The sequence below is a fragment of the Brucella pseudogrignonensis genome, assembly GCF_002252525.1.
Taxonomy (GTDB): Bacteria; Pseudomonadota; Alphaproteobacteria; order Rhizobiales; family Rhizobiaceae; genus Brucella; species Brucella pseudogrignonensis.
In genome coordinates, this window is sequence record NZ_NNRM01000008.1 from 14953 (window position 1) to 38240 (window position 23288).

Here is a 23288-nt window from a genome sequence, read left to right on the forward strand (position 1 = left end):
CGTGTCGCGCTTATTCGTATCCACAGCGCTCGCTCTATCTATTTTTTTGCGCATGTCGTTATCGGATCGAAGCGGGATCAGAAATCAGTCCAGTGGACTGATTTCCCCGCGAAGGCGGTTCCCGCTTTTCCGCGACATGCTTTAAATCTTGTTGCCGATTGGAAAGCCGGTTGAGACTTTTCTCACCGGCATTTCATCGGTTGGAATGATCCAGCCGCCGCGAATAGCGATGCGAACCTCATCGCCTTCTTCCAGTCTTACTGGATCGCGCACTTCAAAATGCAGGTGAATATCCGGTTTTGTCAGCGGATGTGCCTCGATGCGCGAACCGCCACCGCGATAGACTGAACGCTTGACCCGCACAGGGATGCCGCCGGTTTCAGTCAATGCCAGATCCTCTGCACGAACGCAGAGCTGCGCATTGGCACGCGGCATTTCAATGCCGGAACAACGCACCTCAGCACGGCTTCCCAGCACCAGCGCCTCACAATGTCCCGCTTGCGCAAAAGACACGACCTCCGCAGGCAGAACCATACCATGCGCGATGAAGGACGCGACCATTTCGCTGGCCGGTTCTTCGTAAAGCTTACGTGGTGTATCGAACTGCTGAAGCTTGCCGTGATCGAGAACTGCAATCCGGTCAGCAAGCGCCATGGCCTCGGCCTGGTCATGCGTGATGTAGATAATCGTCGTACCGGTGCGCTTGTGGAAAGCCGCAAACTCGTCTTCCATCGAAGCACGCAAATGCACATCAAGATTGGCAAGCGGTTCGTCAAACAAGACCAGCGAAGGGGCTGCTACCAGACAGCGGGCCAAAGCCACACGCTGCCGCTGACCACCCGAAAGATTGGCCGGGCGGCGATCACCAAAACCGTCAAGATCGACCAGCGCCAACGCTTGGCGAACACGGTCCTCACGCTCGGCTTTGGCAACCTTTGCCACCCGCAGACTATAGCCGACATTCTCGGCGACCGTCATATGCGGCCAGAGCGCATAATTTTGGAAGACGATACCGACCTGCCGCTTTTCCGGTGGCACGTTACCGTCAACATGGGAAACGCGGCTGTCTCCAATATGGATTTCGCCGCCGTCAACGTCTTCAAAACCTGCAATCATCCGCAGAAGCGTTGTCTTGCCGCAGCCGGATGGTCCGAGAATGGCAACAAACTCGCCGTCCTTCACATCAAGCGACACTTCAGACAGGGCCTGAAATTCATTGAAGGCCTTGGAAACAGAAGCGATTTTCAGTCGCGCCATGGCAGCACCCCGTTTGGAAGACGCCGCGCAAACAGATTTGTTGCAAGCATCAGCATGAATGTTACCGCAACGGCCAGAATGGATATGGCAGCCGCATAGGCGGAATCGCCCGCCTGTTCAAAAGAAAACATCACCACGCCCAGCGTTTCCGATCCCGACGCCCAGAGAAGCGCTGAAACCGTCAGCTCACAGAATGCGGTCATGAAAATGAGCACGCCGCCTGCAAGCGTCGCTGGTGCGACAAGAGGAAATATAATGGTCCTGAGCCGATAGAAAAGCCCTGCGCCTGCAATTCGCGCGGCTTCTTCCAGCGCACCGTCAATCTGGTGAAGGCCAGCAACCGTTGGCCGCAGCGCCAGCACGAAGAAGCGCGCAAGATAGGCAAACAGGATGATCCAGAGCGTATTATAGAGGCTGACACCCACCACCGGCAGCGGCTTTAAGAACATCAGCAGGCAAGCAATTGCCAGCACCACGCCCGGTAACGCATAGGGCATCTCGGCTGCGAAGTTGAGGATCGGCGTCCACCGCCGTTTGCGCCATGCGAGCATATAGGCAAGTGGAACTGCAATCAGCACAGCAAAGACAGCCGCCGCAAAGGACAGCATCAGGCTATTGCCAAAAGCGCGGGCTGATCCGCTGTGTTCAAGCATCACAAAGCGGAAATTTTCAAGCGTTGCTGTCGCAAATGTAAGCGGCACGCCATAGGCCGGAACCAGTGCTGAAAGCGTCAAACCGATCAGCGGCAGAAACAGCACGATCACGATCAACAGCCATGCAGCCAGTTCCGCCCAAATACGCCATACGCCAAGCGCAAAAGGTGCAGCGGGCAACGACGTTGAAACAATGCGGAAATCGCGACGGCGCGAGGCGTAATCTTGCGCTGCGATCCCTGCCATAGCGATCAGACCAATCAGCACTGAAAGCACCGCGACGCTGGAGAGCACCGCTGGCCCACCGCCCGCAAGACGCTGATAAATCAGCGTTGGCAAAACGAGGTAATTCGATGGAATCCCCAGAAACGCCGGGATGCCGAAATTGCCGACGCACGACACGAAAGCCAAGGCTGCAGCACCGATGATCGATGGCGTCATCAGCGGCAGGATGATGGTGCGAAGAACGGTCCATTTACTGGCACCGGCACTCAGACCCGCTTCCACCAGCTCGCGTGGAAGCTTGCGCAGACCAGCGCGCACAATCAGAAAGACCAGCGGTCCATATTGCACGCCCAGCAGAAAGATAATGCCCCAGACAGAATAGAGCGGATTGCGGCTTCCCAGCGGCGGCGCCATGCCGATGATCTTGAGGAATTGGCTGGAAGGCCCGAAAAGCTGGAGCCACGCCAGCGCTGTCACCTGCGGGGCAATCAGCAGCGGGGTCACATAAAATAGCACGAAGATATTTCGCCCGCGCATGTCTGTGAGGCCGACGAGCAACGCCGCAATAATGCCAAATACCAACGCCAGCAGCGTGCCGCCGATACCGATCTGCAGGGAGTGCCATGTGGCAATCCATGTCGAGCGGCTGCTCAATGTTTCAGAAAGAACGGATGTCGAAAGCTGTCCCTGCGGCGCAACAAGCTCAACAAGCAGACGCGCCATCGGCAGAAGCGACAGCACCGCAACAATCAGCGTTACACCAACAATCAGGGCCGTATCACGGCCCTGAAGATCTCGAAACATCCGCATTTTCGCTTTTTATCCGCCAAACAGCTCGGAGAACTGCTTCTTGTCGGCATCAGTCTGATCGAGAACTTTCTGGGTGTCGATAGACATGATGTTGATCTTGGTGCCTTCTGGCAGCCATGCAGGGCGACCAACGCCGTTCTTGGCAGGCAGATAGCCCTGCTCAAGTGCCAGCTTCTGGCCATCATCCGACAGGATGAAATCAACGAACTTCTTGGCACCATCGACGTTCTTGGCTGTCGCCATGATCGCAACTGGTTCGGTTACAGCAGGCACACCTTCCGACGGGAAGACGAACTCGATCGGCGAACCCTTGGCCTTGGCATTGAGCGCCATGAAGTCAACGAGAATGCCGTATGGCTTTTCGCCACTTGCGACCGACTTCAGAACCGCGCCATTGCCCTTCACGCTTGCAAGTTCATTGGACTTGAGGTTCTTGAAATAATCCCAGCCGAGATCCTTGTTGAGTGCGAAACCGCTCAGGAGATAGGCCGCAGCACCCGAATAAAGCGGGCTTGGCATAACAACCTGGCCCTTATAGTCAGCCTTGGCGAGATCGGCCCAATGTTCAGGCTTCTGCGCCGCACCCGTGTTGTATGCAATGCCGGTGGTGATCAGTTTGGAGCCGAAATAAGTCTTGTCGGCGTCATAGCTATCCGCTGCAAAACCATCAACTTTGGCATCCGTGTAAGGCAGAAGGCGCTTGTCCTTCTTGAGACCTTCCATCGTCACCGCATCAGCGATCAGCAGAACGTCAGGCTGTGGCGCGCCAGCTGAAAATTCAGCGGCAAGCTTGGTGAGGAGTTCGCTTGTTCCCGAACGGAAAATCTGCACATCCGTATCTGGATTAGCCTTGCGGAAAGCTTCAACCGTCTTGGTCGCATCAGCTTCTGGCTGCGACGTGTAAAGCGTCAGCGTGTCAGCCTGTGCGACAGCCATGGACAGAGCAAGAAGAGCTGGAATGGCCGTAGCCCGCTTCAACATCTTGGTCATGGAGTTTGCTCCTCGAATTTCTGTGTGATTTTCAGCAGCATGTGCCGCTGCTCCAGCGTGATTACGCTGCATACGAGCTGAAATGGCGCAGATACTGTCATATCGAGAAGCGCGATCATTCCTGTTCATGACTCACCTGTCAAACAAGTCTGTAAAACATCTGCCAGAAAATCGGAAACGATTTCAGAAAGCAAAATGCCCTCCGGCAGATATACGGTCTGCGAAGGGCATTTCAGATTGATTTGCCTTCCGCATCTCTTCCACCCCGGAAGCGATGCGGATGCCATAAAGGGCTTAGGCTTCAATTATATGACACTTTGACATTAACGCATGTCTTTATCCCAAAACCGGTTTCCACTTTTGGGAGACATGCTTTGCTTTAGATAATTATCTCGGCCGCGTGTGCTACCTGAGCGCCCGCTTCATAATAGGCTTCGCGCAGACCACGGAAACTCTGTTCCCTCGGATCGCTAACCGGCAGTGGCAGATCAGCTTCCCCGATCTCGCCTGAAACCAGCTTTGCAAGATGCTTGCCAAACACTGTTCCCGGCGCGATGCCGCGTCCGTTATAACCCGAAAAGCCAACAACATTGCGTGCAAGGCGATGGAACTTCGGCAGACTGTCATTGGTCATGCCGATCTTGCCATACCATTCCGACTCAAATTCCACTTCGCCGATCTGCGGGAAGAGACGTTTCAGCGACTTCTTTGCCCATGCCTTATGCACACTCGCACCCGTATTGCGCAGCGCACCGACGCTGCCAAACACAAGACGGCCCTGCTGGTCAAAGCGGAAAGACGACAAAACTTCCTTGGTGTCCCATGCGCCCTGACGCTCCGGCAGAATGGAACGCTTAATATTGTCCGAGAGAGGCTTGGTGGCCATGTTGAAATATGGAAGGTGCACAAGCTCGGCGCGTACTTCCGGCCATGGCACATTGGTATAGGCGTTGGTTGCAACCACGATCCAATCGGCTGTCACCGTACCGGTAGCAGTCTTGACCACCCATTTGCCGTTTTGTTCGCTGGCACCGGTCACAGGGCTTCCCGTGAAAATTCGGGCACCAGCAGCAACGGCTGCATGTGCAAGTCCACGCACATAGGCGAGTGGCTGAATTGTACCGGCGCGCAGATCGAGAAGCGATCCGGAATAGGCCTTGGTGCCGACCTTGGCTTCGGTTTCCTGAGCATTGAGCAGCTTTACATTGGCACCGCGCCGCGCCCACTGTTCATAGCGGTCTTCAAGTTCCTTGAGACCCTTCTTGCCAACAGCGCAATGCAGCGTGCCCTGCTTTTCAACTTCGCAGGCAATCTTGTGTTTCTCGATGATTTCAAAAACCAGCTTCGGCGCATTGCCGAGCACATCGAGCAGACGGTCGCCATATTGATGACCAAGCACGCCCGGCAGATCATCCGGCATCACCCACATGCCCGCATTGACGAGGCCCACATTGCGGCCCGAGCCGCCGTAGCCGATTTCAATGCCTTCCAGCACGACGGCGTTGGTGCCTTTTTCAGCCAGATGCAAAGCCGTCGAAAGGCCGGTAAATCCGCCGCCCACAATCACCACATCGGCAGACAGATCGCCTTTCAGCGATGTGGTCTTCGGTGCGGCTGGAGCGGTCTTCTCCCAAAGACCATGCGAGCGAGGATCGTTCAACATTGAAGGCAACCATTTCTTATTTTGGAAAACTGGCGGTTTTTACCGTCGCAACTATTTCATGCTGCGGAAGCCACAAGAACAGCAATATTTCTGCAACAATTCATGCCTATTCGGAATGACCTATACTAAAGAACGACGTTCCCCACCTGCCCTGCGATCCACTGACAGAAGACCTGCGTCAGCGGGTTCTCAAGTTTGCCTTCCGGAACCACAAGATAATAGTCATTCTCGGTCCGCATCGGCTGCTCGAAAAGCATGACCAGTTCGCCGTTACGCAATTCCTGTTCAATCAGATAAAGCGGCAACAGTGCGAAGCCAAGGCCTGCAAGTGCCGCCCCGATCACCATCGAAAACTGATCAAAACGGTGGCCACGATAAGCGGACTTGCCTTCAACGCCACAGCTTTCAAACCATTGCGCCCACATTTTAGGCCGTGTCGCTAGATGCAGCAGCGGCTCGTTTTCCAGCTCTTCCGGGGTTGCCGGATGGCGCGCTTTAAGAAGGCTCGGACTTGCAACAGGCACAATCACCTCTGAGCACAGGAAGGTGCAGGTCGCATGTGCCCAGACCGGCTGGCCATAATGGATAGCAAGATCGAAAGGCTGCTCTTCAAAGTCGAAAACGCCGGAACGCGAAGCTACATTGATTGCAATGCCAGGATGTTTTTCGACGAAATCCGGAATACGCGGCATCAGCCAGCGCGTACCAAATGTCGGCAGCGTCGCCACGCTGAATGAAGAGGTAGACTGCGCCGACGCCATGGCGCGCAGCATCGTGTCCTCAGTCTGGTTGAGCAGACGCCGCACTTCCGGCAGGAACTTTCGTCCTGCATCAGAGAGAAGAATGCGCTGGCGGATGCGCTCAAACAGCAATACACCGAGCTGGCTTTCGAGATCCTTGATCTGACGGCTGACAGCACTCTGCGTGAGGTTCAATTCGTTGGCGGCCTGCGTGAAACTGCCATGTCGGGCCGCACATTCAAACGCTTGCAGCGTGGCAATGTCGGGGATCAGTCTCCTGCTAAGCTTCATTCCAATCTCGCATTAACATAGTTGCGTTCGTCGCGATCATAACGGCAAAACGGCTGATATGATACATTTTCATCATAATCGCGGTGTGTTTTTTATTTTCTAACATACCTCCCAAGCAGACGATCCAACTTCTACGGAAGCTCTTGCAATGAACGCGCAGAAATTCGTTTCACCGGACGCCATTCGCTCCGCCTTTTCGGCAGCCATGTCGGCCATGTACAAGGAAGAAGTGCCTGCTTATGGCACATTGATGGAACTCGTCTCCGATGTGAACGCAAAGGTTCTCGCAGACGATAAGCATCTGCATGAGCGTCTGACGGAAACAGATTCGCTCGAACGCATTTCCGAAGAACGTCACGGTGCAATTCGTTTGGGCACTGCCGCTGAGCTGTCGATGATGCGCCGCGTTTTCTCGGTCATGGGAATGTTCCCGGTTGGCTACTACGATTTGAGCGCTGCCGGCGTGCCAGTGCATTCCACCGCCTTCCGCCCGATCGACGATGCAGCACTCAAGCACAATCCGTTCCGTGTTTTCACCTCATTGCTGCGCCTTGATCTGATCTCTGATGAGAAGCTGCGTGCAGAATCGGAAGAAGTTCTCGCGAAGCGCAACATCTTCACGCCGGGCGCGATTGCGCTTGTCGAAAAGGCGGAAGCCAATGGCGGCCTTGATGAAGGCGATGCGAAGACCTTCGTTGCAGAAGTGCTCGAAACGTTCCGCTGGCACGATCATGCCAATGTCAGTGCCGAGCTTTACCATCGCCTCCACGATGCGCATCGCCTGATCGCCGACGTTGTTTCCTTCAAGGGTCCGCACATCAACCACCTGACACCACGCACGCTCGACATCGACGCCGTGCAGGTTCAGATGCCAGATCGCGGCATCAACCCGAAGGCAGTTGTCGAAGGTCCACCAACCCGCAAATGCCCGATCCTTCTGCGCCAGACCTCGTTCAAGGCACTGGAAGAAGAAGTTTCGTTCGTAAGCGCAGACGGCACTTGGACCCCAGGCTCCCACACTGCCCGTTTCGGTGAAATCGAACAGCGTGGCGTCGCTCTCACACCAAAGGGTCGCGCGCTTTACGACAAGCTGCTCAACGACACCCGCGCCATTGCACGCCCAGCGCCAGATGGTTCAAACTCGGCTGAATATGTGCAGGCACTGAGCGACACCTTTGCCGCTTTCCCTGACACATGGGCTGGCGTGCGTGAAGAAGCGCTTGGCTATTTCGCCTATTCGGTCAAGGATGCCGCACGTCTTGCAGCGTTCAAGCCTGATACCGATATTGAAACTCTGATCGAAGGCGGCGCAGTCCAGTTCGATCCGATCATCTATGAAGACTTCCTGCCGGTCAGTGCCGCTGGTATCTTCCAGTCCAATCTGGGCGACGACGACGCGCAGGATTTTGTGGAAAGCCCGAACCAGAAGCGTTTCGAGGAAGACCTTGGCGCCAAGGTTCTTAATGAATTCGAGCATTATGCCCGTATCGAACGCGAATCCATCGAAGCTGTACAGGCCCGCCTGAGCGGTCTTGAAGCAGCAGAATAATAATTAGACAGGCTAAGAGGATTAATATGAACACCGCTGTTAAAAAACTCGACGTGAAAAAAGAAGCCGCTGATCTGCTTTCAAAGCTTGGCGTTGACGCAGCCATTTACACGTCGGGCGACCTCGCTGGCTTCAGCCCGGTCTCCGGTGAACAGATCGCTTCGATCAAGACCCACAGCAAAGAAGATGCAGTCAAGATCATCGACAAGGCTGACGAAGCTTTCCGCGCTTGGCGCACTGTTCCAGCTCCAAAGCGTGGCGAACTGATCCGTCTCTTGGGTGAAGAACTCCGCGCTTCCAAGGAAGATCTCGGCCGTCTCGTTTCGCTCGAAGCTGGCAAGATTCCTTCGGAAGGCCTCGGCGAAGTACAGGAAATGATCGACATATGCGATTTCGCAGTTGGTCTGTCGCGTCAGCTTTACGGCCTCACCATCGCAACCGAACGCGCTGGCCATCGCATGATGGAAACCTGGCATCCGCTTGGCGTTGTCGGTGTTATCTCGGCCTTCAACTTCCCTGTTGCTGTCTGGGCATGGAACTCCGCTCTCGCTATCGTTTGCGGTAACTCGGTTGTCTGGAAGCCATCGGAAAAGACCCTGCTCACGGCTATTGCATGTGACGCAATCCTGAAGCGCGCCATCAAGCGTTTTGGCGATGCTCCAGAAGGTCTGGCTGAAGTTGTACTCGGCGACCGTACTGTTGGTGAAGTTCTCGTTGACAGCCCGAAGGTTCCAGTTCTTTCGGCAACCGGTTCGACCCGCATGGGCCGCGAAGTTGGTCCACGCCTTGCAAAGCGTTTTGCGCGTGCAATCCTCGAACTCGGCGGCAACAATGCCGGTATCGTCTGCCCATCGGCAGATCTCGACATGGCGCTGCGCGCAATCGCTTTCGGTGCAATGGGCACCGCTGGTCAGCGTTGCACCACGCTCCGTCGTCTGTTCGTACATGAAAGCGTTTACGACGCTCTCGTTCCACGTCTGCAGAAGGCATATGCCAGCGTTACCGTTGGTTCGCCGCTCGAAACCACAGCTCTGGTTGGTCCATTGATCGACAAGGTTGCTTTCGACAACATGCAGAAGGCACTCAAGGAAGCAGCCGCTCACGGCGGTAAGGTACAGGGCGGCGAACGCGTCGACGCTGGCCATGAAAACGCTTACTACGTGCGTCCGGCTATCGTCGAAATGCCAAAGCAGCAGGGTCCGGTTCTCGAAGAAACCTTCGCACCGATCCTTTACGTCATGAAGTATTCCGACTTCGACGACGTACTTGCGAGCCATAACGAAGTTGGCGCAGGCCTGTCTTCGTCGATCTTCACGCTGAACCTGCAGGAAGCAGAGCGCTTCCTTTCGGTTGAAGGTTCGGATTGCGGTATTGCAAACGTCAATATCGGCACTTCGGGTGCTGAAATCGGCGGCGCATTCGGCGGCGAAAAGGAAACTGGTGGCGGTCGTGAATCGGGTTCGGATGCGTGGAAGGGCTATATGCGCCGCGCAACCAACACCATCAACTACTCGAAGGCTCTGCCGCTCGCACAGGGCGTTTCCTTCGACATCGACTAATCGGTCTCACGATAGATCAAAAGAAAACCCCGCTTTTGGCGGGGTTTTTTATTATCTCAACATTCGCGATTAGCGAGATTGTCGTTATGACGTGCCGAAAATCGTGGCTTTTGAGAACCGGCGCGCAGCGTACTTGAGTACGTGAGCACCGGAAGCACAAAAAGACGCAATTTGCAGGCCGCCAGAGCCGCAATATCACCCCATGCGTTCGGAGGCGAAGGAGCCGGGTGACGCCGGGAATACGACGGTGCGATTGCCGTTGAGGAATGAACGGTGATGAATATGCGCGTGAACGGCGCGTGCCAGAACCTGCGCTTCAACATCACGGCCAATCGACACGTAATCGGCGGCACTCTGCGCGTGCGTGATACGGGCGACATCCTGCTCGATGATCGGACCTTCATCAAGATCGGCGGTTACATAATGCGCCGTGGCGCCAATCAGCTTCACACCGCGCTCATAGGCCTGCTTGTAAGGGTTTGCACCCTTAAACGACGGCAGGAAAGAGTGGTGGATGTTGATGATCTTGCCCGACATCTTCTGGCAAAGCTGATCGGACAGAACCTGCATATAACGTGCAAGAACCACCAGCTCAGTGCCCGTATTATCGACAATATCCAGAAGACGCTGTTCGGCTTCCGGCTTGTTGGCTTTGGTGACAGCCACATGATGGAACGGAATGTCGTGATTGACGACGACCTTCTGATAATCGAAGTGGTTCGACACGACACCAACGATATCGATTGGCAGGGCGCCGATTTTCCAGCGATAGAGAAGATCGTTCAGGCAATGACCAAAACGCGACACCATAAGCAGCGTCTTCGTGCGATGGGCATTGTCGTGGAAATCAAAATCCATTTCAAACGGTGCTGCGATAGGCTGAAAGCCTTCGCGCAGAACATCAAGCGCCACACCGTCTTCGGAAATGAAGCTGACACGCATAAAGAAGCGACCAGTGTCCAGATCGTCGAACTGGGCGCTGTCGATGATATTGCACCCTTTGCCTGCAAGATAACCCGAGATGGCGGCAACAATACCGCGAGTGGATTTACAGGTGACGGTCAGGACAAAGTTATGCATCGGACTTCCTTCATTACGCAGGCTCAATGGCATCGTGATTTTTACTCTACGATGTGATGATCGCCATGCCAGAATGCGTAATGCACTGACCGGATTGCGCTATCAAGTCGATAATGCGTGAATATTGGAATTGTGGGAGTATTCTTTAGACCGTCGACGTTACCTTGTTCAAATGACGTGGCTTATCGGGATCGTAGCCCTTGCGGCGCGTCACCGTCTCGATGATCCGATAATAGTTGATGAGCGCAACCAGCGGGTCGAGATGACCATTACCGGTGCTGGCAGACGGCACCCGATGGCCCGGCACCGAAGCATCACCAAACGAGACAAGGTTTGCGCCGAACGACTGAAGCCTGCTCAGTGCCTGAATGCTTGTTTCAAGCGCTTCATCCTGCGGTATGAACGACAGAATTGGGAAGCCGGGTTCCACCAGCCGCATCGGTCCATGCATCAGCTCGGCAAGTGAGAATGCTTCCGCATGAATATTGGCGGTTTCCTTGGCCTTGAGGGCCGCTTCAAGGGAAATGGCATAGGCCGTACCACGTCCGCCAGTGAACAGCGACTTTGCCTCGACCAACAGGTCTTCCACCACCTCGCGGCCTTCCGGCTTTGTGGCAGCCAACGCTTCAGGCAAGCGGCTCAAACCGTCTTTCAGCCGGACATCGTTGCTGGCGGCAGCCACCACACCTGAAAGCGCTGCGACTGATGCAATGAAGGACTTGGTGGCGGCAACGCTTTTCTCTTCGCCTGCATGAAGGGCGAGCACAATGTCGGCACCCTTCGCAAGCGGACTATCGGTCACGTTAACAACGGCAACTGTCGTTGCACCACCCCGCTTTGCTGCATCCTGCACCGCGATAATGTCCGGGCTTGCACCCGATTGCGACACAGTGAAATGCAAACCACCCCCCAGTTTCAGCTTCGCGCCATAAACGGAGGCCACCGATGGTCCGATAGAGGCAACCGGAATGCCCGTGGCAATCTCCATCAGATACTTGAAGAAAGTCGCGGCATGATCGGACGAGCCGCGCGCAGCTGTCGTAATCATGGTGGGCAACTTTTCAAACAACCGACCGATCTCAGCAAATGTCCCAACTTCTGCTGCAAGAAGTTTCGCCACCACAGATGGTGACTGTTCGGTTTCCTGTAGCATCAGGGATGGGGCAGTCTGCATAATCATTCTCCGGTTGGGTCGTCTAACTCATATCAATGTTGCGGTTGCGGCTCCACCGCTGTTTCAACTTCTTTGGCGTCAGGCTCCTTGATGCGGAACCAGGCCACATAAAGTGCTGGCAGAAACAGCAGAGTGATGCCCGTACCGGCAATGATGCCGCCCATCATCGCATAGGCCATCGGTCCCCAGAACACTTCACGCGCAATCGGGATCAGCGCCAGACTTGCAGCCGCTGCCGTCAATGCAATGGGCCGCATACGGTGCTGACTTGCCTGAACAACCGCATCCCAGGGATGCATTCCATCAGTAATATGCTCTTCGACCTGCACGATCAGAATGACCGAGTTTCGGATAAGAATACCGATCAGCGCCAGCACACCGAGGATTGCCACGAAGCCGAGCGGTTTGCCACTCGGAAGCAGGGCAGCAACCACGCCGATCAGCCCCAAAGGTGCCACGGCAACCACAAGGAACAGGCGCTGAAAGCTCTGCAATTGCAGCATCAGAACGGTTGCCATCACGAACAGCATGAGCGGCACAACGGCAGCAATCGGTCCCTGGCTCTTGCCGCTTTCTTCAACCGTACCGGCTGTCGCAACCGAATAACCCGCTGGAAGCTTGTCGACGAATGCCTTCACCGCAGGCTCAAGCTCCTTCACAATCGTGTCCGGCATCGTTTTATCAACAATACCAGCTGCAACCGTGATGGTTGGAATGCGCGAACGGCGATAAACGACCGGCTGTTCCAGCTCGTAGCGGAAATTGGCAATGGCTGCGAGCGGCACGGAACTGCCGTTGCCAGTTGCAATCTGAAGGCTCTGAAGCGTGTCGATGGAATCGCGCTCATGCTTCTGCGCCCGCACAATCACATCGATCAGATAGATGGAATCCCGTACCTGTGTGATGCTGATACCGCCCACAACACCATTGAGCGTCGTCGCAATATCCTTGGATGAAATGCCAAGCTTGCGTGCCTTGTCCTGCATGACATCTACGCGGATGACACGACCCGGCTCGTTCCAGTTATAGCTGACGACGCCTAAGCGTTTATCGGCACTCATGATACCGGCAAAGTCCTGCGCAACGCCGCGCAGTTTCTGGATATCAGGACCGGAAATACGATACTGCACAGGGCGCCCGACCGGCGGTCCGAGTTCGAGGAACTTCACATAGGTATCGGTGCCGACATAATCCTTGCGCAACGCTTCGTCGAACTTCTGCTTCAGGCGATCACGCGCTTCCACGTCCTTGGCGACAACCACCATCTGCCCGAAATACGGATTGGCTGGCTGCACATCAAACGAGAGAATGAAGCGGATCGCACTTTGCCCGACATAGGTGCTCCAGTGGTCGATATCCGGATTATCCTTGAGCATGGTCTGCTCGAAGCGTTCCATCTGCGCCTTGGTATCGGCGATGGAGCTGTTCTGGGGCAAGGTCCAGTCGATCACCAGTTCCGGTCGGTCGGATTGCGGGAAGAACTGTCGTTCGATGAAGCCCATGCCGAACACGGACACCACAAACAAAGCGATCGTCGTGATGATGGTGATCCACTTGTGTCGCATCGCCAGAAGCAGCGTCTTCGAGAAAGCTTCGAAAAAGCGGCTGCGCTTTTCCTCATGATGCTTCATTTTCTTGGGCAGGAAGGTCACACCAAGAAGCGGCGCAAACAACACAGCCACAATCCATGAAACGATCAGCGAAACAGCAATCACCACGAAAAGCGTGAAGGTATACTCGCCTGCCTGACTGGTATTGAGGCCAATCGGGATAAAACCTGCGATGGTTACAAGCGTTCCCGTGAGCATCGGGAACGCCGTGTGCGAATAAACATAAGTCGCGGCCTTGTTGATCGGATCGCCCTGCTCCAGCCGCGCGACCATCATTTCAACCGCAATCATCGCATCATCAACCAGCAACCCCAGCGCGATAATCAATGCACCGAGCGACACACGTTGCAGCGAAATATCCATCAGCGACATGGCAAGGAAGGTGATAGCCAGCACCAGCGGGATCGACAGCGACACAACAAAACCGGCGCGCAAGCCAAGGCTGATGAAGCTCACGGCGAGAACGATGACAACCGCTTCAAACAGCGCCTGTGTGAACCCTGACACCGCGTCCTGCACGACCTCCGGCTGATCGGCAACCTTGAAGACATTCACGCCAACCGGCAACTCAGCCTTTGCCTGCTCCATCAGGGCATCAAGCTTTTCACCAAATTCGAGCAGATTGCCGTTTGGTTTCATGCCAATGCCAAGGCCAATCGCGTCATGGCCGTTCACACGGAAAATCGATGTCGGTGGATCAACATAGCCGCGCGTGATCGTCGCCACATCGGAAAGACGGAAGAAACGGTCATTCACGCGCAGATTGACGGCTCTGAGATCGGCTTCCGAATTGAACTGCCCACTCACACGAACGCTGATCCGCTCAGGCCCGGCCTGCACAACACCCGAAGGCGTAATCGCATTCTGATCCTGAAGCGCCTTGAGAATTGCCTGCTGGTCGAGGCCAAGGGCTGCCACCTGCCGCGTCGAGAATTCGAGATAGATCGCCTCATCCTGCGCGCCGATCAGCTCAACCTTACCGGCATTGGGAATAGTCAGAATTTTGGTGCGAACATCTTCGGCGTAATCGCGCAATTGGCGCATCGATAAGCCATCGGCTGTAAACGCAAAGATATTGCCGAACACATCGCCGAACTTGTCGTTGTAATATGGGCCGTAAACGCCTTCCGGCAGATTAGGCTTGATGTCGTCAAGCATGTGACGCACTTCGGACCAGGCTTTTGTCACCTGTTCCTTGCGCACGGTATCTTTCAAAAAAACGAAGACAACGGATTTACCCGCCGTCGTCACACTGCGCGTATAGTCGAGCGTATCAAGCTCTTCGAGCTTCTTCTCGATGCGGTCTGTGACCTGGTTCATGGTTTCGTCGATGGATGCGCCGGGCCAATTGGCCTGCACCACCATGGTTTTCACCGTGAATTCGGGGTCCTCCGCGCGGCCAAGGTCGAGATAGGAGATAAGCCCCGCGACCAGAAACACGAGCATAAAATACCAGACAAGCGACCGGTGGTTCAAAGCCCAGTCAGAAAGATTGAAACCCTTTTTCACAGGCTGTTTCCTTTCGCATCCAAACGGACTTTTTGCCCTTCCTTGAGCTCGTTCACGCCAGCCGTTGCCACATAGCTGCCGACCTCGACATTATTGGCAACAAAACTGTCGCTGCGACGCTCAACAACCTGAATGTCATGAAGGCTTACAGTCTGCGTCTTTGGGTCAATCACCCAGATTTCGGTCTTTCCGTCTTTTTCAAGCAAGGCCTGAATCGGCAAAAGCACATGATCTTTTTCCGCTCTTGCAAGCCCTGCCCTTATCGTCGCTCCTAACCGGAAACCCTCCGGCGGGTTTTCAAGTGCAATGCGGACCCGGCGCGTGCGCGTCTGCGCGTCCGCCTGCGGGGCGACTTCCCGCACCGTACCCTGTCCGGGTACGGTCGGATCAGCCTGCAGCTGGACGTTAAACGGCGTTCCAGCCACGAAGTATTCAGTCATGCTGTCGGGAATATCGAGAACCGCTTCACGAATGTCCGGTCTCGCAACTGTCATCACCGCTTGCCCGGCAGCAACCACCTGCCCCACTTCGGCATTGGTTGCAGAGATGACGCCATCGAAATCAGGACTTAACACGGCATAGCCGCGCTGATCTTCCGCTTTGCGCAATCCAGCCTGTGCTTTTTCAAGCCCCGCCTGTGCGCTGTCACGCGACTGTTTGGCAGCATCGTAATCAGCCTGAGAGATGTTGTTGCCCTTGAGCAAAATGTGCAGACGCTCTTCGCTGGCAGCGGCATTGGCATATTGCGCTTCCGCACTTGCGAGATCAGCCTTGGCAGACTGAACTGAGAGATCGAGTGTGGAGGGATCGAGCATCGCAACCATCTCATCTTTTTTGACGAGATCGCCAACAATAACCGGACGCGCGATAATGCGGCCCAGAACACGGAAGGCCAGATCAGTCGAATAACGCGGCTCGATCGTACCAGCAAAGCTGGTCTGAATTGCAGGCTTCGGCGTTGCGATCGTGTAAAGAACAGGGCGGACTGTCTCTGCTTGCGATGATTTGTCGTCATCTTTGCCACAGGCCGCAAGCGTTACAAGCGAACCAACAATGGCAACGCAGCTTAAAAATTTCATCGTCGATTTCATTGTGCGTCCGCCTTTTCGAGACCCTTTATAATCTCGGTTTGAGCACCGGATCGCAGCATCTGCGCGCCTTTGGTCACGATCAGCTCGCCAACATTCAAACCAGACGCAACAATCACCCGTTCCTTTTCATAGGCCAGCACCTTGACCGGAACGAGCGTTGCAACCTGCGTGTCCTTTGCTACGCGCCAAACAGCCGTTCGGCCTGAGTCGGACGTCATGGCGCTCCATGGCAGGATCACGACCTGCTGGTTTTCCATAAGAACCGTGCCTGTCACTGTTGCCCCAAGGGCCATTTGCTCAGGCGTATCAGCAATGCCAACTTTCACCCGCACGGTGCCCGTCTGTGCATCGACCACCGGTGAGATTTCGCGGATTTTCCCTTCTGCCTGAACGCTATCGTCAGACAGCAAGGCCAGAGTTACGTCCATGCCGATCTTGGCATAATTGACCAGCGTTTCCTGAACATCGAAGATCGCATCACGCGGACCGTCTTCGGCAATCGAGAACGCAGTTTGCGCAGCCTGAACCACCTGGCCGGTTTCGATATTGCGAGCCGTCAGCACACCTGAAACCGGCGCATGAAGCTCGGTATAGGAAAGCTCGTCACGCGCATTACTGAGCTGACTTTCCGCATTCATCAATGTGCTTTGAGCGGTGCGAAACACCTGCTCAGACTGATCATATTGCGACCGCGTGGTGAAGCCTTGTGCCAAGAGCGCCTGCTGGCGTTTGAAACTTGCTTCCGCCTGCACAAGCTGCGCCTGTGCTGCATCCTTGGATGCCTGTGCAACGCGCATGTTGGACTGCTGTTCGGCATTGTCGATCCGTGCGAGAAGCTCGCCTTTCTCGACATGCTGGCCGATTTCGACCTTGCGCTCCACAACCTGTCCGTTGACGCGGAAAGAAACATTGACCAGTGAGCGTGCCGCAATTGCACCGGAGAGCGTCAGCTTGGGCTGATAGTCGACCAGCTTGCTCTCCGTCACGGCCACCGGAACGACGCCGCTCATTTCGGAATGCGCATAATTGCTTGAAGCCATAAGCATCGTCGTAACGACGAGAACACTCGCAATCGCTTTCAGCGCACCATATCCCGCTTGTGCGAGAGGGGAAAATTTTGTGGCCATTGATACGATTCTCACTGGTTTCTTTGACAACAACATGCAGCCAAAAGAATGCTGAGAAAAGCATGCTTTAATAACATTATTAATCATCATATTCGCATATAGAAATGCGTCTCTCAAATAGCTTCGCGAAAGCGTTTAAATCAAAAACAATAAAACAAAATAATTATAAAATGACTTCTTCGACAAGCCGCTCGCCTGCAGCGTTTAACTGATAATAAGTGCGCTGTGTCCGAGCATCGCGTTGCCGGACCGTGATATAGCCACCATTGGTTTCAAGTACAATAACCTCCCTCAGCACAAGAGCGTGAGCAACACCAAGTATGAGAGAAAAACTGCGGCTATCCTTGGCAATATCCAGTGCAGCCGCAGCAATAATTCCCGCGCCGAGCCGTGAGACTTTGCCCGATGCAGCCTCCAGCGCATCGACCAATGCCATATATTCAGCTTCTTCCATCAGGCGTTAGCTGCGTTAACCGCCTGAACCGGACGGAACGAAACAATGACCGACTTCGATGTTGGCGTATAGCTTTCGTCACCCGCGCTTGCCAAAGGCACAAGCACATTCATTTCCGGGTAGTAGCCCGCAATGCATCCACGCGGAATATCGTAAGGGACAAAGCGGAAATCACGAGCCACGCGCTCAACACCGTCCTCGAAATCACCGACGATATCGGCCCGATCTCCGGCTTCAACACCAATATCCGACATATCGGCGGGGTTCATGAACACCACCTGCCGTTCGCCATAGACACCGCGATAACGATCATCCATGCCATAGATCGTGGTATTGTACTGGTCATGGCTGCGGAATGTCTGGAGCACATAACGCCCCGGCTTGCCGCGTGCCTGCTGATGCTCGACAGCTTCAGGCAGCGCACCGCTCCAGAACGTAGCCTTGCCAGCCGGTGTTGCCCATTCCAGTTCTCGCGCCGTGTTGCGCAAATGAAAACCACGCGGCACACGAACGCGCGCGTTGAAGTCGTAGAAGTCCGGCAATACCCGTGAGATGTGATCACGGATCAGATCGTAATCATCGGCCAGTGCCAGCCAGTCAACCGGCTTTGGGCCCAATGTCGCATTTGCCATGCCGGCAATGATCGCAACTTCCGAACGAAGCAGCGGCGAAGCTGGGTGATTGATACCGCCCGATCCATGCACCATGCTCATCGAATCCTCCACGGTGACAATCTGCGCCACGCCCTTGGAGTTAAGATCAATCTCAGTGCGGCCAAGGCATGGAAGGATAAAGGAATCCTGCCCCGGCAAAAGATGCGAATGGTTAAGTTTGGTTGCGATATGCACAGTCAGTCTTTGGCCGGACAGTGCTTTGATAATCATCGGACTGTCAGGTGTTGCACGCGCAAAATTACCGCCCAGGCCGATAAAAGCCTTTGCCGAGCCATCAAGCATGGCACCAATCGCGCCAAGCACATTATGGCCGGGTTCACGCGGCGCTTTGAAACCAAATTCCTTTTCCAGGGCATCAAGGAATGCAGGCGACGGACGCTCATTGATGCCAACCGTGCGATCACCCTGCACATTGGAATGTCCACGCACCGGACAAAGTCCGGCGCCCGGCTTGCCTATATTGCCACGCAGCAACATGAAATTGGTGATTTCGCGGATCATGATTACAGAATGACGATGTTGGGTAATGCCCATCGCCCATGTGCAGATAACCCTACCAGCCTTCATGTAAATGCGAGCGGCATGTTCAAGCGATTGACGCAGAAGACCGGATTGATCTTCAATCGCTTCCCATGAAGTTGCGTCGACAGCCGCACGATAAGCTTCAAATTCTGCCGTATGCGCTGCCAGAAATTCGCGATCCAGAACCGACGGCTCTCCAGCCGCAAGCGCTGCATCATCGGCCGCAAATACTGCCTTGGCCATTCCGCGGAAGGCGGCCAAATCGCCACCCAGACGCGGCTGGTAATAATCGCTGGCGATGGCTTCGCTGCCGCCATGCATCATTTCAAGTTTGTTCTGCGGATCGGCAAACCGCTCCAGCCCGCGCTCACGAACGGGATTGAAAACAACGATCTGCGCACCGCGTTCGGCTGCGCGGCGTAGATCACCCAACATGCGCGGATGATTGGTGCCGGGATTTTGACCGACCACGAAAATCGCATCAGCCTGCTCGAAATCCTCAAGCAGAACCGTGCCTTTGCCGACGCCAACCGATTGCTTCAGAGCAACACCACTGGCCTCGTGGCACATATTGGAACAGTCAGGGAAATTGTTGGTGCCATAGGCGCGCACAAAAAGCTGATACAGAAATGCCGCCTCATTGGAGGCGCGACCCGATGTATAGAATTCGACACGATCCGGCGTATCGAAACCCTGCAAAATGCCGCCGATGGCCGCAAAGGCTTCGTCCCATTCGACCGCTTCATATTTATCGGTTGCCGCATTGTAACGCATCGGATGTGTAAGACGACCAGTGTTCTCCAGCGCATAATCCGTCCAGGATTGCAGCTCGGAAACTGTATGTTCGGTGAAAAACTTTGGCGTCGTGCGTCGTTCGGTTGCCTCCCAGGCAACAGCCTTCACGCCATTTTCGCAAAACTCGAAAGACGAACCATGTTCCGGATCACCCCAGGCACAGCCGGGGCAGTCGAAACCATCGGGCTGATTGGCTTTCAGAAGAGCACGCGCGCCAGTCAATGGCGCACCGCTGGCCAGCAACTGCTTGCCACAACTTTTCAAAGCGCCCCATCCGCCAGCGGCACTTGATCGTTTGCCAATAAATCGGGTTTCCGAAGCCTTGCTCATCTTGCTATCCTCGACTGCATAACGCGCTGCACTCAATGAATGCCGTACTACGATGCAGTATTCTAGAGCGCATCCCGAAAAGTGCGAAACGATTTTCGGAGAGGATGCGCGTGAATACAAATAATTAGGGTGCCAAATGCGACGCACCCCTGTCGTAAAATATCTTTGCGGCAATTTCTGACAATCGCCATATCAGCTGCAGAAATAAGCCGATAGTATAGTTGCACTTCGCAAACCATCAAATTAGCGCGAGCCAATTGTTATTCCATGCGGGTTCACTCTTGATTTCAGCCGCGCAATCCGTCATGCGATTGGTAAAGAAAACTGACCACAAGGGGTGGGAGAATGCCTAACATCGTCGAGATCGCCGATCTGAAGCGACTGGCCAAGCGCCGCGTCCCGAAAATGTTCTTCGATTATGCAGATTCGGGTGCCTGGACGGAATCAACCTATCGCGCCAATGAAACCGATTTCGCCAAGATCAAGCTGCGCCAGCGCGTTCTGGTCGATATGACCAATCGTTCGCTTGAAACAACGATGGTTGGCGAGAAGGTCGCAATGCCTGTGGCCCTCGCCCCGACCGGCCTAACCGGTATGCAACACGCAGATGGTGAAATGCTTGCGGCACAGGCAGCAGAGGCTTTTGGCGTTCCTTTTACCCTCTCGACTATGAGCATCTGCTCCATCGAAGACGTGGCATCCGTCACCAAGAAGCCATTCTGGTTTCAGCTCTACGTGATGAAAGACCGCGAATTCGTCAAAAACCTGATCACCCGTGCGAAAGCTGCCGGTTGTTCGGCTCTGGTGCTGACGCTTGATCTGCAGATTCTCGGTCAGCGCCACAAGGATCTGCGCAACGGCCTTTCCGCCCCGCCAAAGTTCACGCCAAAGCACATCTGGCAGATGGCAACCCGTCCGGGCTGGTGCATGGGCATGATGGGCACACAGCGCCGCACCTTCCGCAACATTGCCGGTCACGCGAAAAATGTTACCGACCTGTCGTCGCTTTCCTCCTGGACGGCAGAGCAGTTCGATCCGCAGTTGAACTGGAACGATGTTGCATGGATCAAGGAACAATGGGGCGGCAAGCTGATCCTCAAGGGCATCCTCGACGTTGAAGACGCGAAGATGGCCGCAAAATCCGGTGCCGATGCGATTATCGTTTCCAACCACGGCGGTCGCCAGCTTGACGGTGCTGTCTCGTCCATCTCCATGCTCAAGCCAATTGTCGACGCTGTCGGCGATCAGATCGAAGTGCATATGGACGGCGGTGTTCGCTCAGGCCAGGATGTTCTGAAAGCCCGCGCACTGGGTGCGCAGGGCGTGTTCATTGGCCGTCCGTTCCTATACGGACTTGGCGCCATGGGTAAGGAAGGCGTTACACTCGCACTTGAGATCATCCGCAAAGAACTCGACATCACGATGGCTCTCTGCGGCAAGCGTAACATTAACGATATCGACCAGTCCGTCATACAGTCAGTCGATTTCAAGTAAAGATTGCAGAACCCGGCTCAGGCCGGGTTTTTCTTTCCCGGTTAGACGACACTTCTCAAGATAAATACTACCGCAAGTTTAGTGCTCGCTAATAAGAAGTAACGATAGCTTAAGCATATTCATTTACCATCTTTTTCCAACGGTTCGGGAACCGCAATTATTTCGGTTGGAGTTGGGTAGATGAAATATGTTTCCGCTATAGCGCTCATGACATGCAGCATGTTGATCGGTGCAAACGGAGCGCGCGCAGCTGACATTATTCTAGAGGAGCCAGCGCCAGTTGTTGTGGCACCTGCTCCTTTGGCGTCCGGGTGGTACATCCGTGGCGACATCGGTTACAACTTCAAAAACAAAACCGATGGTGAATGGGATTTCTGGAACCAGGAAAATCCACCCTATCGCGGCATCGACGACACGTTGAAATACGATAGCTTCAAGCTGAAAGGCGGCGCAGCCTACGGCGTCGGCGTCGGTTATCGTTTCAACGAAATGTTCCGCACAGATGCAACGCTGGATTTCTTCCGCGCCAATATTAACGGCCGTACAAACTGCACCAGCTACGTAAAGAGCGCCCACGGCCTCAACCCGGTAGAAGATAATTGCCATTATGAAGACGCATCGACGGCAAATATCTGGACAGCAATGGCCAATGCCTATGTCGATCTGCCAAAGGTTGGAGCGGTCACGCCTTATCTTGGCGCCGGTCTGGGTGCTGCCTATGTGAAATACGGCAATTGGGATACACGTCAGGTATGCTCTGACTTCACAACCCGCAATTGCGATTACCAGTCAGACAAAGGCGGCCTCGACAGCTGGCGTTTTGCCATGGGCCTGATGGCTGGTGTGAGCTACGACCTTACCGAGCAGCTGAAGTTTGACCTTGGCTATCGCTATCTGCGCATCAACGGTGGCAAAGCCTATGGTTATGATGCCGCAGACAGCAGCACAAACCCCTACGGCAACTCCGAAGGTCCGGGCGCAACAGGCGCACAGGCCAAGGACAATGGCTTCAACATCCATACGGTCCGCGCCGGTCTTCGCTACGAATTCCGCTAAGCAGCAGCCGTCCTAAGAAATCAAAAGCCCGGCCAAATGCCGGGCTTTTTCTATGCCCGTGACGCCGGCACTTTCGAGAGCAGCACTGTGCGGATTGCAAAGCTCGAATGAATGCGCGCAACACCCGGCAGCCGCGATAGAATTTCCTTGTGAATGATTTCATAGGAAGCGGCATTCTCCGCCTCAACCCGCAGAATATAATCGGCATCGCCGGTCATCAGATAACATTCCTGCACTTCTGGATGGCGACGCACCGCCTCTTCAAAGCGGTTGAGATATTCTTCCGTCTGCCGGTCCAGCGTGATGCGAACAATCGCCACCAGCCGCTCATCCCCGCCGGAAGATCCAACAATCGCGGTATATCCGCGAATGACGCCACTTTCTTCGAGAATCTGTACACGCCGCAGACAGGCCGACTGTGAAAGCCCCACTTCGGCGGCAAGCTGGCTGTTCGTCATCCGGCCATCGCGTCGCAGCGAACGGATGATATTGCGGTCTATGCTATCCAGTGTCGCCATGAATATTCTTCGAATGATGAGCTAATAAGTGCGTAAATCATGCTAAAATTCGCATAATCTACGACAAAATGCAAAAACATTCGAATAGTCTTCGACTATCATTATCGCTATTGCTTT

17 protein-coding genes are annotated in these 23288 nt (G+C 54.7%); 4 read left to right on the plus strand and 13 right to left on the minus strand.

The window, feature by feature from the left end; translation table 11 throughout:
* Positions 1 to 141: 141 nt before the first annotated feature.
* The 5 genes from CEV34_RS03145 to CEV34_RS03165 all read right to left on the minus strand — a co-directional run bounded on the left by CEV34_RS03145 (position 142) and on the right by CEV34_RS03165 (position 6629).
* Positions 142 to 1257: an ABC transporter ATP-binding protein gene (locus tag CEV34_RS03145; RefSeq protein ID WP_007876171.1), complete on the minus strand. Its 1116-nt coding sequence runs from the start codon at positions 1255 to 1257 to the stop codon at positions 142 to 144.
* Positions 1245 to 2945 carry an ABC transporter permease gene (locus CEV34_RS03150; protein WP_007876172.1) on the minus strand — a complete coding sequence of 567 codons (1701 nt, stop codon included), beginning with the start codon at positions 2943 to 2945 and terminating at the stop codon, positions 1245 to 1247. The genes CEV34_RS03145 and CEV34_RS03150 overlap by 13 nt, the downstream gene beginning before the upstream one ends.
* A gap of 9 nt (positions 2946 to 2954) precedes the next feature.
* Positions 2955 to 3935, minus strand: a complete 981-nt coding sequence (locus tag CEV34_RS03155) for an ABC transporter substrate-binding protein (RefSeq protein WP_007876174.1) — start codon at positions 3933 to 3935, stop codon at positions 2955 to 2957.
* Positions 3936 to 4314: 379 nt separating this feature from the next.
* Positions 4315 to 5598 carry an NAD(P)/FAD-dependent oxidoreductase gene (locus CEV34_RS03160; RefSeq protein ID WP_007876176.1) on the minus strand — a complete coding sequence of 428 codons (1284 nt, stop codon included), beginning with the start codon at positions 5596 to 5598 and terminating at the stop codon, positions 4315 to 4317.
* A 125-nt stretch (positions 5599 to 5723) separates the two neighbouring features.
* Positions 5724 to 6629 (minus strand): LysR family transcriptional regulator, encoded by a 906-nt coding sequence (locus CEV34_RS03165; protein WP_007876178.1) that lies wholly within the window; start codon positions 6627 to 6629, stop codon positions 5724 to 5726.
* Positions 6630 to 6777: 148 nt separating this feature from the next.
* On the opposite strand from CEV34_RS03165, the gene hglS reads away from it, so the two are divergent.
* Both hglS and amaB read left to right on the plus strand, forming a co-directional pair.
* The gene (hglS, locus tag CEV34_RS03170) at positions 6778 to 8178 is read left to right on the plus strand and encodes a 2-oxoadipate dioxygenase/decarboxylase HglS (protein ID WP_007876179.1); all 1401 of its coding nucleotides are present in this window, start codon (positions 6778 to 6780) and stop codon (positions 8176 to 8178) included.
* Positions 8179 to 8204: 26 nt separating this feature from the next.
* Positions 8205 to 9737: an L-piperidine-6-carboxylate dehydrogenase gene (gene amaB / locus CEV34_RS03175; RefSeq protein WP_007876181.1), complete on the plus strand. Its 1533-nt coding sequence runs from the start codon at positions 8205 to 8207 to the stop codon at positions 9735 to 9737.
* A 195-nt stretch (positions 9738 to 9932) separates the two neighbouring features.
* Here the strand turns inward: amaB and purU are convergent, their stop codons facing one another.
* From purU to CEV34_RS03215, 7 genes are all read right to left on the minus strand, one after another.
* Positions 9933 to 10817 (minus strand): formyltetrahydrofolate deformylase, encoded by an 885-nt coding sequence (purU, locus tag CEV34_RS03185; protein WP_007876183.1) that lies wholly within the window; start codon positions 10815 to 10817, stop codon positions 9933 to 9935.
* A 145-nt stretch (positions 10818 to 10962) separates the two neighbouring features.
* Positions 10963 to 11991, minus strand: coding sequence for an SIS domain-containing protein (locus CEV34_RS03190; RefSeq protein ID WP_007876185.1), 1029 nt, complete (start codon positions 11989 to 11991; stop codon positions 10963 to 10965).
* Positions 11992 to 12023: 32 nt separating this feature from the next.
* Positions 12024 to 15110: an efflux RND transporter permease subunit gene (locus CEV34_RS03195; RefSeq protein WP_007876187.1), complete on the minus strand. Its 3087-nt coding sequence runs from the start codon at positions 15108 to 15110 to the stop codon at positions 12024 to 12026.
* On the minus strand, positions 15107 to 16201 hold the full coding sequence (locus CEV34_RS03200) for an efflux RND transporter periplasmic adaptor subunit (RefSeq protein ID WP_007876188.1): 1095 nt from the start codon (positions 16199 to 16201) through the stop codon (positions 15107 to 15109). The genes CEV34_RS03195 and CEV34_RS03200 overlap by 4 nt, the downstream gene beginning before the upstream one ends.
* Positions 16198 to 17247, minus strand: a complete 1050-nt coding sequence (locus CEV34_RS03205) for an efflux RND transporter periplasmic adaptor subunit (RefSeq protein WP_235819006.1) — start codon at positions 17245 to 17247, stop codon at positions 16198 to 16200. Before CEV34_RS03205 ends, CEV34_RS03200 begins: the two co-directional genes overlap by 4 nt.
* A 244-nt stretch (positions 17248 to 17491) precedes the next feature.
* Positions 17492 to 17782, minus strand: coding sequence for a hypothetical protein (locus CEV34_RS03210; RefSeq protein WP_007876192.1), 291 nt, complete (start codon positions 17780 to 17782; stop codon positions 17492 to 17494).
* Positions 17782 to 20103 carry an FdhF/YdeP family oxidoreductase gene (locus CEV34_RS03215; RefSeq protein ID WP_007876194.1) on the minus strand — a complete coding sequence of 774 codons (2322 nt, stop codon included), beginning with the start codon at positions 20101 to 20103 and terminating at the stop codon, positions 17782 to 17784. The genes CEV34_RS03210 and CEV34_RS03215 overlap by 1 nt, the downstream gene beginning before the upstream one ends.
* 345 nt (positions 20104 to 20448) lie before the next feature.
* Here CEV34_RS03215 and CEV34_RS03220 point away from each other — a divergent pair, with 345 nt between their 5' ends.
* Positions 20449 to 21597 (plus strand): alpha-hydroxy acid oxidase, encoded by a 1149-nt coding sequence (locus tag CEV34_RS03220; RefSeq protein WP_007876196.1) that lies wholly within the window; start codon positions 20449 to 20451, stop codon positions 21595 to 21597.
* A gap of 180 nt (positions 21598 to 21777) precedes the next feature.
* Positions 21778 to 22653 (plus strand): outer membrane protein, encoded by an 876-nt coding sequence (locus CEV34_RS03225; protein WP_007876198.1) that lies wholly within the window; start codon positions 21778 to 21780, stop codon positions 22651 to 22653.
* Between the two features lie 50 nt (positions 22654 to 22703).
* On the opposite strand, the gene CEV34_RS03230 is transcribed toward CEV34_RS03225, so the two are convergent.
* Positions 22704 to 23171, minus strand: a complete 468-nt coding sequence (locus CEV34_RS03230) for an Lrp/AsnC family transcriptional regulator (protein WP_007876200.1) — start codon at positions 23169 to 23171, stop codon at positions 22704 to 22706.
* Between the last annotated feature and the right edge of the window lie 117 nt (positions 23172 to 23288).

What these genes read in the sequence shown, in the direction of transcription:
- CEV34_RS03225 (WP_007876198.1), top strand. Translation starts at nt 21,778, where the DNA reads ATGAAATATGTTTCCGCTATAGCGCTCATGACATGCAGCATGTTGATC.
- purU (WP_007876183.1), bottom strand. Translation starts at nt 10,817, where the DNA reads ATGCATAACTTTGTCCTGACCGTCACCTGTAAATCCACTCGCGGTATT.
- CEV34_RS03160 (WP_007876176.1), bottom strand. Translation starts at nt 5,598, where the DNA reads ATGTTGAACGATCCTCGCTCGCATGGTCTTTGGGAGAAGACCGCTCCA.
- CEV34_RS03220 (WP_007876196.1), top strand. Translation starts at nt 20,449, where the DNA reads ATGCCTAACATCGTCGAGATCGCCGATCTGAAGCGACTGGCCAAGCGC.
- CEV34_RS03205 (WP_235819006.1), bottom strand. Translation starts at nt 17,247, where the DNA reads ATGCTTATGGCTTCAAGCAATTATGCGCATTCCGAAATGAGCGGCGTC.
- CEV34_RS03200 (WP_007876188.1), bottom strand. Translation starts at nt 16,201, where the DNA reads ATGAAATCGACGATGAAATTTTTAAGCTGCGTTGCCATTGTTGGTTCG.
- CEV34_RS03210 (WP_007876192.1), bottom strand. Translation starts at nt 17,782, where the DNA reads ATGGAAGAAGCTGAATATATGGCATTGGTCGATGCGCTGGAGGCTGCA.
- CEV34_RS03150 (WP_007876172.1), bottom strand. Translation starts at nt 2,945, where the DNA reads ATGCGGATGTTTCGAGATCTTCAGGGCCGTGATACGGCCCTGATTGTT.
- amaB (WP_007876181.1), top strand. Translation starts at nt 8,205, where the DNA reads ATGAACACCGCTGTTAAAAAACTCGACGTGAAAAAAGAAGCCGCTGAT.
- CEV34_RS03215 (WP_007876194.1), bottom strand. Translation starts at nt 20,103, where the DNA reads ATGAGCAAGGCTTCGGAAACCCGATTTATTGGCAAACGATCAAGTGCC.
- CEV34_RS03190 (WP_007876185.1), bottom strand. Translation starts at nt 11,991, where the DNA reads ATGCAGACTGCCCCATCCCTGATGCTACAGGAAACCGAACAGTCACCA.
- hglS (WP_007876179.1), top strand. Translation starts at nt 6,778, where the DNA reads ATGAACGCGCAGAAATTCGTTTCACCGGACGCCATTCGCTCCGCCTTT.
- CEV34_RS03155 (WP_007876174.1), bottom strand. Translation starts at nt 3,935, where the DNA reads ATGACCAAGATGTTGAAGCGGGCTACGGCCATTCCAGCTCTTCTTGCT.
- CEV34_RS03145 (WP_007876171.1), bottom strand. Translation starts at nt 1,257, where the DNA reads ATGGCGCGACTGAAAATCGCTTCTGTTTCCAAGGCCTTCAATGAATTT.
- CEV34_RS03165 (WP_007876178.1), bottom strand. Translation starts at nt 6,629, where the DNA reads ATGAAGCTTAGCAGGAGACTGATCCCCGACATTGCCACGCTGCAAGCG.
- CEV34_RS03230 (WP_007876200.1), bottom strand. Translation starts at nt 23,171, where the DNA reads ATGGCGACACTGGATAGCATAGACCGCAATATCATCCGTTCGCTGCGA.